The sequence below is a fragment of the Neobacillus sp. NPDC093127 genome (assembly GCF_044754175.1).
Lineage (GTDB): Bacteria > Bacillota > Bacilli > Bacillales > Cytobacillaceae > Neobacillus.
The window spans coordinates 438,046-450,121 of sequence record NZ_JBIVOP010000001.1 but is presented as its reverse complement, the minus strand read 5'-3'; the positions used below and the strand labels follow the sequence as shown (position 1 = coordinate 450,121).

Below are 12,076 nucleotides of genomic sequence, written 5' to 3'. Positions count from 1 at the left end.
AAAGGAGTGTTGAAATGAGTAAAATAGCATTTGTATTTCCAGGACAAGGGTCACAAGCGGTTGGAATGGGAAAAGAGTTGGCAGAAAAACACTCTGAGATTATGGATTATTTTCTAAAAGCTGATAAGACGCTAAATACTCAGTTAAGTAAACTGATCTTCGAAGGACCGAAGGAAGAATTAACACTGACCGTTAATACCCAGCCTGCATTATTGACCACAAGCATTGCTATTTTAGATTTTTTCCGCAAGTCTGGTATAAAGGCTGATTATGTAGCCGGTCATAGTCTAGGAGAATATACTGCCCTTGTTGCTGCAGGCGTCCTTTCATTCGAGGAAGGCGTTTATGCCGTCAGGAAACGGGGCGAGTTTATGGAAAATGCGGTGCCAAATGGGGAAGGTTCCATGGCGGCTGTATTGGGTCTTGATCGTGAACGGCTTTCAGCGGTAACGAAGGAAGTGAGTGAATCCGGTTTCCCAGCAGCTTTAGCTAATTTAAATTGTCCAGGGCAGATTGTCATTTCAGGTTCGAGAAAAGGCGTTGAACTCGCAGGTGGAAAAGCAAAGGAAGCAGGGGCGAAAAGAGTTTTGCCATTAGAGGTAAGTGGTCCCTTTCATTCTCCATTAATGAGGCCAGCTGCTGACAAGCTGCGTGAAGTGTTAGACAGGACTGAAATGCAGGATGCGAAAATACCGGTTATTGCTAATGTAACAGCAGAGCCGATTAGCAGCTCATCTGAAATTAAAGATAAATTAATTGAACAACTTTATTCCCCTGTTTTATGGGAAGATTCTGTCCAGAAAATGATTGCATTGGGTGTCGACACCTTTATTGAAATTGGACCTGGAAAAGTTCTTTCCGGCTTAATCAAGAAAATTGATAAAACAGTGAAAACGTATTCCGTATCGGATGAGGAAAGTGCTCTAGCCGCAGCGGATGCGCTAAAGGAGGAGAAGTTATGATTTTAGCGGGAAAAGCAGCCCTAGTTACTGGTGCATCAAGAGGCATTGGCAGGGAAATTGCCTTGGAACTGGCAAGACAAGGAGCCAATGTAGCCGTTAACTTTGCCGGCAGCGAAGCAAAGGCTAATGAAGTAGTCGACGAAATCAAAGCCCTTGGCAGAGAAGCATTTGCGATAAAATGTGATGTATCAAATGTTGCAGAAGTGACCGAGATGGTTAAAACGACGATTGATGGTTTCGGTAAACTAGACATTCTTGTTAATAACGCCGGGATTACAAAGGATAATTTATTAATGAGAATGAAAGAAGAAGAATGGGATGATGTGATTAACATCAATCTTAAAGGCGTCTTCTTAGTCACTAAAGCAGTTACAAGACAAATGATGAAGCAGCGGGTTGGCCGGATTATTAATATTGCCTCCATCGTCGGGGTTAGTGGAAATCCTGGACAAGCGAACTATGTGGCCGCAAAAGCAGGTGTCATTGGTTTAACGAAAACGACAGCAAAAGAGCTTGCTTCCCGGAATATTACCGTAAATGCAATCGCACCGGGCTTTATCACCACCGATATGACCGATAAATTATCCGATGAAGTAAAAGCAGAAATGTTAAAACAGATTCCTTTAGCAAGATTAGGGGAGCCTAAAGATATCGCTAAACTTACAACATTTATCGCATCAGATGATTCATCTTATATTACAGGTCAAACCTTCCATGTAGATGGCGGAATGGTTATGTAACTTTTCATTTATTATTTGAATGAAATACTCTATAATAGCTTGAGGGGAGGTGAGCAAGCATGGCAGATGTATTAGAACGTGTTACAAAAATCATCGTTGACCGTTTAGGTGTAGACGAGTCTCAAGTTAAGCTTGAAGCTTCGTTTAAAGATGATCTTGGCGCTGATTCCCTTGATGTAGTTGAACTAGTAATGGAATTAGAAGATGAGTTCGATATGGAGATTTCTGACGAGGATGCTGAAAAAATCGGCACAGTTGGTGATGCTGTTAATTACATAAATAGCACGAAATAATCGTTGGATTTATCCATAAAGCTCCGTTTTCAAACGGAGCTTTATTCTGTATGATAGAACTTGGTAGAGTAACCTATCTGCCAAGTTTCTTTGCGTTTTGATTAAAACTTTCTTAAACTAAAGCTGTGATAAAAAATATTGTTAATTTTGAACACAATGTTGATTGAAGTGGAAGGCGCGAGACTCCTGCGGGAGCAGCGGGACAGGTGAGACCCCGCAGGCGCTTTAGCGCCGAGGAGGCTCACCGCCCGCCCCGCGGAAAGCGAAGCGCCTGGAACGGAAATCAACATTCCCTTTTAACACAGCCTAAACTATGGGTAGAGTATAAATAATATGCAAGGTGGAGACTTTAATGCGCAAAAATGGCAAGGAAAAAGACATGAATATTCGCGCAAAAGAAAATCAATTTCTGGATTTTCAAAACAAAATCGGAATTAAGATGGGAAACGAGAAATTATTAAAACAAGCTTTTACTCATTCATCCTATGTGAATGAGCATCGCAGAAAGCCTTTCGAAGATAATGAAAGACTTGAATTTTTAGGAGATGCCGTACTGGAGCTTACTGTTTCGCAATTCCTCTTCAAAAAATATGCAACGATGACCGAAGGAGAATTGACGAAGCTTCGAGCTGCGATTGTATGTGAGCCATCGCTTGTCGCTTTTGCCAACGAGCTTAATTTTGGAAAGCTCATTTTGCTTGGCAAAGGAGAAGAGATGACAGGAGGCAGAGAGCGTCCAGCCTTGCTTGCAGACGTATTTGAGGCATTTATTGGGGCTCTTTATTTAGACCAAGGAATTGAAGCAGTCATTACCTTCCTTGAGCAGACCGTCTTTCCTAAAATTAATGCTGGTGCTTTTTCTCATGTGATGGATTTTAAAAGTCAATTACAGGAACTTATTCAAAGGGATGCAGCCGGTACAATTGAATATCGCGTCCTTCAAGAAAAGGGACCTGCCCATAGTAAAGAGTTTGTTTCCAAGGTATCATTGAATGGAAAAGAATTAGGTGTGGGGACCGGGAAGTCAAAGAAAGAAGCGGAGCAGCATGCCGCGCAAATGGCACTGAATGTATTAAAAACAAAAACAACCTAGAAAAAACTTAAGTGTTTGCAGGAGAAATCCCTGAAAAGCATAGGGAGGATTAAAGATGTTTTTAAAACGGTTGGACATTATTGGCTTTAAATCTTTTGCGGACCGCATTAGTGTTGATTTTGTCCCTGGAGTAACAGCTGTAGTGGGCCCGAATGGCAGCGGAAAAAGTAATATTACCGACGCAATCCGCTGGGTTTTGGGGGAACAGTCCGCAAAATCGCTTAGAGGCAGTAAAATGGAAGATATTATTTTTGCTGGCAGTGATACAAGGAAAGCCCTAAATATTGCTGAAGTGACACTCACATTGGACAATCAAGACCAAGGATTAGCGATTGATTACAATGAAGTAAGTGTGACAAGGAGGGTGTCACGTTCGGGTGATAGTGAATTTTCAATCAATAATCAGTCATGCAGGCTAAAGGATATCATTGATTTATTTATGGATTCCGGACTAGGCAGGGAAGCGTTTTCGATTATCAGCCAGGGAAAAGTAGAAGAAATTTTAAATAGTAAAGCAGAAGACCGCAGGACGATTTTTGAAGAAGCGGCAGGGGTGCTAAAATATAAAAATCGTAAGAAAAAAGCAGAGATTAAATTGTTTGAAACGCAGGACAATTTAAACCGAGTCAATGATATTTTACATGAGCTGGAAAGCCAAGTTGAGCCTTTGCAAATTCAAGCGTCAATGGCCAAAGATTTTTTAGAGAAAAAAGCGGAGCTTGAAAAAATTGAGGTTGCCCTAACCGTTTATGAAGTAGAAGACCTCCATAAGAAATGGGAAAACCTCTCCAATCAACTGGAAGAACATCAGCAAGAGGAATTGAAGCTGTCCACACTTCTTCAAGTAAAAGAAGCAAAAATAGTCGAAACACGAGACCAAATAGCGGCATTAGATGAGTCAGTTACTGATTTGCAAAATGTTCTTCTTTATGCAAGTGAGGAACTTGAAAAGCTGGAAGGCCGTAAAGAGGTTTTAAAGGAAAGAAAGAAAAATGCAGCCCAAAATAAAGAGCAGCTTAAAACGAATATTTCCGAACTAACCGAGCGAATCAGCCAGCTTAAGAAAAGCCAGGAAATGCAAGCTGAGTCAGTAAAGTTACTTGGTGGGCAGGTAAAATTATTACAAGCCAGCCTAAAAGAAAAACAAGAAAAACTACTATTATTTTCTGAAAATATCGATGAAAAAATCGAAGGCTTAAAAAGTGAATACATTGAACTGTTGAATGACCAAGCTGGCGCCAAAAATGAAGTAAAATACATTGAACAACAGCTTGAGCAACAGGAGAGAAAAAATGCTCGGCTTGATGCAGAAAATGAAAAATACCTTCAGGAACGTCAAATCGCGCAAACGAAAAAGTTTGAAATTCAATCAAAATTAGAAGCCATTCAAGAAAAATTAGCGAATCAGGTTGGCACCTTCCGTGACCAGCAGCGGAAGCTTGAAACGATAAAAGGTAATTATCAAAAACAAGAAAAGACGTTGTATCAAGCCTATCAGCTCCTTCAGCAGGCTAAATCTCGAAAAGAAATGCTTGAAGAGTTGGAAGAAGACTATTCAGGTTTTTTCCAAGGTGTTAAAGAAGTTCTAAAAGCACGCGGAAATAAGCTGAAAGGAATCGAAGGGGCTGTTGCTGAGCTAGTCACGGTTCCTAAAAAGTTTGAAGCCGCACTTGAAACAGCCTTTGGCGGTGCTTTGCAGCATATTGTTGTAGATACCGAACAAAATGCACGTACTGCTATCCAATTCTTAAAACAGAATTCATTTGGCCGTGCCACCTTTTTACCGCTTAATGTCATGAAAGGAAGACCATTGTCGTCGGCACAGCTAGCTTCCATTCAAAATCATCCAGCGTTAATTGGACCGGCCGTAAGTCTTGTGAAATTTGACGAAAAGTATACCGAGGTTATTAATAACCTTCTGGGCAATGTCGTCATAACGAATGATCTGAAGGGTGCCAATGAACTGGCGAAAATCCTCCAATACCGAGTTCGTTTGGTAACACTAGATGGTGATATCGTCAATCCCGGCGGTTCGATGACAGGCGGTGCAGTAAAACAAAAAACCTCTTCTTTATTATCACGAAAAGGTGAGCTTGAGGATTTAAAGGCTAAGCTTGTCATAATGGAGGAAAAAACAGCCGGCTTAGAGCAGGTTGTTAAAACCTTGAAACAGGATGTTCACCTTGCGGAAGCACATCTTGAAGAAATCCGTATGAATGGTGAAGAGCTGAGGTTAAACGAACAGTCAATAAAGGGCGACCTTCGCGAAGCGGAACTTGGAGAAAAGAATATTAACGACCGTTTAGCTATTTATGATTTAGAAAAAGGGCAATTGAGTGATGAACAGGCAGCACTATTGAAAAGAAAAACGGAATTAACGATTTCCCTGGAGACCTATACGGTAACCATTACAGAACTTGATGGTCATATCATGAAACTCACGGAACAAAAGACAAATGACATGACATCGAAAGAAACGCTGACAAATGAAATAAATGACCTCAAAGTCGAATTTGCTTCCAAAAATGAGCAATTTCTTCATACAAAGGAGCGTTTTACGCTCATTAAAAATGATTTATCTGAAAGTGAACAAAAACTGGCTGTTTTTAGCGAGGATCTTAACCTGTTAACATCGGAAATGACAAACAGCTCTTCTGGAGAAGAACAGCTAGAAGCAGCTGCGATAACGAAACAGCAGGACAAAGAAGCGACCTTACAGTTAATTACCGCGAGAAGACAAGAACGTTTACAGCTTCAGGGAGCACTTGAAGATATAGAATTAGCGGCAAAAGAATTAAAGAGACTCCATAAAGGGATGATTGTCGTTTTAAAGGACGAGGAAGTGAAAATCAACCGCTTGGATGTGGAGTTAGAAAATCGACTTGCCCATTTACGGGAAGAATACCTGTTATCGTTTGAAGGGGCAAAGGAGAAATATCCATTAACCATTCCCTCTGAAGAGGCGAAGAAAAAAGTCAAGCTTATCAAGCTAACCATTGATGAGCTAGGGTCTGTCAATCTTGGGGCAATTGAAGAATATGATCGTGTCTCTGAGCGCTATCAGTTCCTAAATGAACAAAAGACAGACCTTCAAGAAGCAAAAGACACCCTTTACCAAGTCATTGAAGAAATGGATACAGAAATGAAAAAACGCTTTGAACAAACCTTTACCGGGATTCGCGAGCATTTCGAACCGACATTCCGGGCCCTTTTCGGCGGCGGGAAAGCAGATCTTGTTCTTACCGTACCCGAAGATTTATTAAATACGGGTGTGGAAATTGTTGCTCAGCCACCTGGTAAAAAGCTTCAGAATTTAGGCTTGCTATCGGGTGGAGAACGGGCCTTAACAGCTATTGCGCTATTATTTTCGATTTTAAAGGTCCGTCCCGTGCCGTTCTGTATTCTTGATGAGGTAGAAGCAGCCCTTGATGAAGCCAATGTCCACCGCTTCAGTCAATATTTAAAGCGCTATAGCGAGGAAACACAGTTTATCGTGATTACCCACCGCAAAGGGACGATGGAGGAAGCAGATGTACTTTATGGAGTAACCATGAAGGAGTCCGGCGTTTCAAAGCTTGTGTCTGTCCGTCTTGAGGATACAAAGGAACTTGTTGAAACATAAATGAAGGAAGTGAGATCATGAGCTTTTTTAAAAAGTTAAAGGAAAAAATTACGAAATCAACGGATACCGTAACAGAAAAGTTTAAAGAGGGTTTGACGAAAACAAGGGATAGCTTCTCTGGAAAGGTCAATGACCTTGTCGCCAGATATCGGAAAGTCGATGAAGATTTCTTTGAAGAATTAGAGGAAATCTTAATTCAGGCTGATGTCGGTTTTGACACGGTTATGCAGCTGATCGATGAACTTAAGTTGGAGGTCAAACGCCGCAACATTCAAGACCCGAAGGAAGTTCAAAGTGTTATTTCCGAGAAGCTTGTTGATATTTACAATGCTGGGGAGGAACAATCCTCGCAATTAAATATCCAGAAGGACGGGCTGACAGTAATATTATTTGTCGGAGTCAATGGTGTTGGGAAAACAACGACGATTGGCAAGCTCGGGTTTAAGTTCAAGAGTGAAGGAAAAAAAGTTTTGTTGGCGGCGGGTGATACCTTTCGTGCCGGCGCAATTGAACAGCTTGAAGTATGGGGTGAAAGGGTTGGCGTCGAGGTGATAAAACAGGCTGAAGGCTCTGACCCGGCAGCAGTTATGTACGATGCTATTTCTGCGGCCAAATCCCGCCAAGCAGATATTTTGCTCTGTGACACGGCTGGCCGATTGCAAAATAAAGTGAATTTAATGAAAGAACTTGAAAAGGTAAAGCGTGTGATTGAGAGAGAAATTCCTGGTGCACCACATGAAGTCATTCTTGTTCTTGATGCTACAACCGGGCAAAATGCGCTTATCCAAGCGAAAACCTTTAAGGAAGTAACCGATGTTACAGGGATTGTCCTTTCGAAATTGGACGGAACAGCGAAAGGCGGTATCGTTCTTGCAATTCGCAATGAATTAAAAATACCGGTAAAATTTGTCGGTCTAGGCGAAAAAATGGATGATCTTCAAGAATTTGATGCAGAAAAATATGTTTATGGCTTATTTGCTGATCAAGTTGAAGAAACAGAATAATTTGAAGAGCATTGATGAAAACAGCAGCTTAAACCTGCTGTTTTTTTTTGCTTAAAATTCTAATTGCATTTTCTTGGTAAAGGTGTAAAAATACACTAAAGGGCATTTTTGTGGATGTGATAAAAAAAGTTTTATTAAAATTGTAGTGTGATAGAGAGAATTAATCGTCAATTTATTAGACAGGCTTTTAGAGGGGGAATTTTTTTGCTTAAGAAAAAGCTATTATTTATTTTATTGTTTTGTCTCTTTTTTGTCGGCCAGGGTGTTGAGCCAACAAAGGCTGAAAGTAATTTTATCAGAATAGCAGTTAAGGAAGGATTTGATGGAAAGGTAAAAAGCGGGCGCGGCTTTCCTGTTCAAGTGACAGTGGAAAACAGCGGTGCTGATTTTAGCGGCGATATCCTTTTCAACTTTGCTACGAACTATAATTCTAGTGGAGCTAAAGTATTATCTATCGATGTACCAAAGGGGAGTAAAAAAACCTATTCCCTTTCAATCCCAGCCTATTCAGAAGACTATTCCAATAATGGTCAGATAAAACAGTCGATTTTCTTATTTAAAGGCAGCTGGAAGGATGATCACGAACAAGACTTTATTGGCGATAAAATGTTAAAGCCTAAATATATCGACCAAGACAAAAAGACAATTGGCTTCCTTAGTGAGGATTCCGATCGGCTTAAAGAGCTGAAGGTTATGGCCTTAGCTAATCAAATCGAGCCAATCGTGCTTACTGAGGAGATGATGCCAGAAGATGAGATGGGTCTAGATTCACTGGATTACATACTGATTGATGAGTTTGCAATTTCCAAACTAAAGAAGCCTCAGCAGCAAGCAATCCTGAACTGGATTCAAAACGGTGGGAATTTAATAGCTGGTGCGGCTCCGAATGCGGCAAGTTCCTATGGAAGCCTATACCAAGTACTGCCGATGAAACCTGATAAAGAGGTGGCTGCCGAAACGAAGTTCTTCCAGTTAACCCCGGCATTACTTTCTTTTCAACACATCCCAGTCTTTGTTGGACAAGTGGAGGTGGGAGCTAATATTGCTGTGAAAAGCGGTGATTTACCGATGGTCGTTCATAAAGGCTACGGTGCAGGGGAGATTTGGCAAACGGCATTTTCACTCGGTGATGAACCGCTTTCTTCCTGGAAGGAATATGGACAATGGTTTGCCGCCAGCCCGATGCTTAGCAGTACGTCTAAGTCTCAATTTCAAAAAAGCGGTCAAAACCCATTTGATATGTTATTCAGTGAGTTCGCAGAGATAAATGAATATTTCTCATCCACGCAGTTTTCTGTGGGGCAGATTAGTCTGTTTCTGTTTATTTATCTCCTGATGCTTGCTCCGTTTCTCTATTTCTTGTTAAAAAGGCTGGATAAACGCGAGTATGCCTGGTGGATTATTATTGGTGCTGCTGTCATTTCATCCGTTGGCATCTTTGCCATCGGGGCAAAGGACCGGATTGCGAAACCGCAAATGAACCAAACGGGAATTTATAAAGCAGAAAATGACCAGTTAACTGGTCTTGAGGCTGTTACCTTCCTGTCTAACACTGGCGGTGATTATCAGGTAGGTTTCTCGAAAGGGAGCTTCTATGGTGTACCCGGTTCATCGAATATGGCTGTAAGTGATGGGAAACGTTATGCTGTTCTCGAGAATGGCCGGAAATCCAGCAGTGTTACCTTTCCGAATGTGGAATTTTGGGCAACTAGAACTTATTTTGGGCATGCCTCTAAGCAAAATACCGGTCAATTTGATATTAAGCTATCTTATGAAAATAAAAAGTTAACTGGAACAATCGTCAACCAATTTCCATACGATTTTGAAGAACTATACATTTGGTCTGGAAGTCAAAAGATTAAACTTGGGTCGCTGAAGCGGGGAGAAAGTTTAACGGTAAACGAAACATTCCAGCAGGATTATCTGGCTGGACCATACAGTCAAGGTAATTCCTTCCAAGTTCCAAGTTCTCAGCAGGAAGTGGATAAATTTAAAAGGGAAAGAATGGAATATGTTGCAATTGAAAATCTGTACAACAATTCCCAATCGGAAAATCAACCAATTCTATATGGCTACACAAAGGACTCAGTTATTGAAGCAGATATTAAAGGAAAAAACGAGTCTAAAAAAGGATTAAGCTTAATTTATCAAACATTACCATTAGAAACGAAGTTTTCAGGTTCATTTATTATCAAGGATGACATGCTGCGGACCCAAATTAATACAATCCGTGGCGGAATCTTTAATGATAAGACGGAAAACCGTAACGAAATGGCGATTGATGATGGGGAATATGATTATATCTTAGAACTTCCGAACCAATTGACGAAAGTGAAACATGAGCTCAAAGAATTAGAAATTACGTGGCAAGGTGCAAATATCACTTACTCGCTGCTAAATCATTCGAACGGCACATTCTTGCCGTTAACTAATTCTCCAACTACCATCAAGGAACATCTTGATGAGTTTATTTCGAAGGATGGAGTTATCACCATTAAATTAATAAAAACAGGACAAGGTGACCCTCTCGTTAGGATGCCTGCGCTTTCAATAAAGGGGGAAATCAGCCAATGATTGAAATTATCGATTTAACCAAAAGGTACGGAAAATTTACCGCCCTTGATTCATTAAATCTAACCATTGAAAAGGGTTCCGTTTTTGGCTTTGTCGGACAAAATGGTGCCGGCAAATCTACTACGTTTTCGATTCTAGCGACATTGTTATCTCCTACTTCAGGGACGGCGTATATTAATGGCTATAATATTTCTAAGGAACCAAAAGCGGTCCGCAGCCAGATAGGATATATGCCTGATTTCTTTGGCGTCTATGACCAGTTAAAGGCGATTGAATATTTAGATTTCTATGGTGCGAGCTATGGAATCAGCCAGAAAGAACGAAGCAAATTGATTCCTCAGCTTCTAGAATTAGTAAATTTAACGCAGAAAAAGGATTCATATGTTGATGTGCTGTCAAGGGGGATGAAGCAGCGGCTCTGCCTTGCAAGGTCATTGATCCATGACCCGGAGGTACTGATTCTCGATGAGCCTGCTTCCGGTCTTGACCCGAGAGCGCGTGTTGAAATGCGTGAAATTTTAAAAGAATTAAAGAATATGGGGAAAACCATTTTAATCTCTTCACATATTCTTCCTGAACTTGCAGAAATGTGTGATTCCATCGGGATTATTGATCAGGGACGATTAGTAGCGGAAGGGTCAGTTAATGAAATCCAGCAGCGTCTTCGGGGAGAAAAGCTAATCGTTGCCAAGTTGTACCGTGAATTGGAACTAGCGGTAAATTTTTTCGAGGACCAGCCGCTTGTCAGCCAATTGGCGAAACGGGATGATGGGGAATCGCTTCAGTTCATGTTTAAGGGCAGCATGGAAGAACAGGTTCAATTGTTAAAAAATGCTCTTTTCCATGATATCCCGATTGTCAGCTTTTCGGAAATTGAAACAAATCTCGAAGATGTCTTTATGGAAATAACGAAAGGGGTGGAACTTTCATGAGAAATCTTCTTCTTAATCCCGTTTTAAATAAGGAATTTAAGTTAAGGTTCCGCTCATTTAAAGGTTTTCTCGGTCTAGCTTTTTATTTACTTGCACTTTCCATCTTGATTATTGGCTTTATTTATTTCGAAACCAAAAACTCACCGATGGGGCTGTTTCGACCAGATCAAAGCAGAAGTATGTTTATGATGCTGTCGTTTATTCAAATGGGGTTAATTCTGTTTATTACTCCGGGGTTAACGGCAGGAGTCATTAGCGGTGAACGGGAAAAGCAAACATTAAATATTTTATTAACAACGAATCAGAGCTCGACGAGCATCATTTTAGGAAAACTGATTTCGTCTGTTTCGTTTTTATTATTGATGATAGTGGCGAGTATGCCTATTTACAGTATTGTCTTCCTGTTTGGCGGAATTTCTCCCGGACAGGTAGTCACCATTCTAGGGTATTACATCTTTACGATTCTTGCATTTGGAAGTATTGGCATCTTCTTCTCGACACTTATCCGAAGAACCATCATTGCGATGATTAGTACCTACGGGGTAACCCTTTTCCTAACAGCGGGTTCAGCCTTTCTATATGCCATATCAATGTCGGTCAATCAAATGGGGATGGCCGCGAATAATCCCGTTCCCTATTTCTTTGCGATGCTCAACCCAATGATGATTCTCCTCGGTTTTCTTGAACCGAATGCATTCAGAGAATTATCAAGTCAATCTGGGGTGGGAACCGATTTTCCATTATGGGCAGCCTATTTGATTTCCTATACGATTATTTTTCTCATTATGATGATGATCAGTGTCCGGAAGCTGCGTCCAAATATGAAAGTAAAGTCGAAAGGATAGGGATGAGGAAA

The 12,076-nt window shown here is 40.8% G+C and carries 9 protein-coding genes; all 9 read left to right on the top strand.

What is annotated here, in order from left to right; translation table 11 throughout:
* Positions 1 to 14: 14 nt before the first annotated feature.
* A complete protein-coding gene (fabD, locus tag ACIQCO_RS02205) occupies positions 15 to 962 on the top strand; it encodes an ACP S-malonyltransferase (RefSeq protein ID WP_400425378.1) in 948 nt (315 codons plus the stop codon).
* The gene (fabG, locus tag ACIQCO_RS02200; RefSeq protein ID WP_400425375.1) at positions 959 to 1,702 is read left to right on the top strand and encodes a 3-oxoacyl-[acyl-carrier-protein] reductase; all 744 of its coding nucleotides are present in this window, start codon (positions 959 to 961) and stop codon (positions 1,700 to 1,702) included. The genes fabD and fabG overlap by 4 nt, the downstream gene beginning before the upstream one ends.
* Before the next feature lie 59 nt (positions 1,703 to 1,761).
* On the top strand, positions 1,762 to 1,995 hold the full coding sequence (gene acpP / locus ACIQCO_RS02195; RefSeq protein WP_024030209.1) for an acyl carrier protein: 234 nt from the start codon (positions 1,762 to 1,764) through the stop codon (positions 1,993 to 1,995).
* A 352-nt stretch (positions 1,996 to 2,347) separates the two neighbouring features.
* Complete coding sequence (gene rnc / locus ACIQCO_RS02190; RefSeq protein WP_400425371.1) at positions 2,348 to 3,088, top strand: ribonuclease III; 741 nt, start codon at positions 2,348 to 2,350, stop codon at positions 3,086 to 3,088.
* Between the two features lie 55 nt (positions 3,089 to 3,143).
* The gene (gene smc / locus ACIQCO_RS02185; protein ID WP_400425368.1) at positions 3,144 to 6,710 is read left to right on the top strand and encodes a chromosome segregation protein SMC; all 3,567 of its coding nucleotides are present in this window, start codon (positions 3,144 to 3,146) and stop codon (positions 6,708 to 6,710) included.
* 17 nt (positions 6,711 to 6,727) lie between these two features.
* Complete coding sequence (gene ftsY / locus ACIQCO_RS02180) at positions 6,728 to 7,714, top strand: signal recognition particle-docking protein FtsY (protein WP_400425365.1); 987 nt, start codon at positions 6,728 to 6,730, stop codon at positions 7,712 to 7,714.
* A 204-nt stretch (positions 7,715 to 7,918) separates the two neighbouring features.
* Complete coding sequence (locus tag ACIQCO_RS02175; protein ID WP_400425362.1) at positions 7,919 to 10,288, top strand: hypothetical protein; 2,370 nt, start codon at positions 7,919 to 7,921, stop codon at positions 10,286 to 10,288.
* A complete protein-coding gene (locus ACIQCO_RS02170) occupies positions 10,285 to 11,220 on the top strand; it encodes an ABC transporter ATP-binding protein (protein ID WP_400425359.1) in 936 nt (311 codons plus the stop codon). The genes ACIQCO_RS02175 and ACIQCO_RS02170 overlap by 4 nt, the downstream gene beginning before the upstream one ends.
* Positions 11,217 to 12,065, top strand: coding sequence for an ABC transporter permease (locus ACIQCO_RS02165; RefSeq protein WP_400425356.1), 849 nt, complete (start codon positions 11,217 to 11,219; stop codon positions 12,063 to 12,065). Before ACIQCO_RS02170 ends, ACIQCO_RS02165 begins: the two co-directional genes overlap by 4 nt.
* Positions 12,066 to 12,076 lie beyond the last annotated feature (11 nt).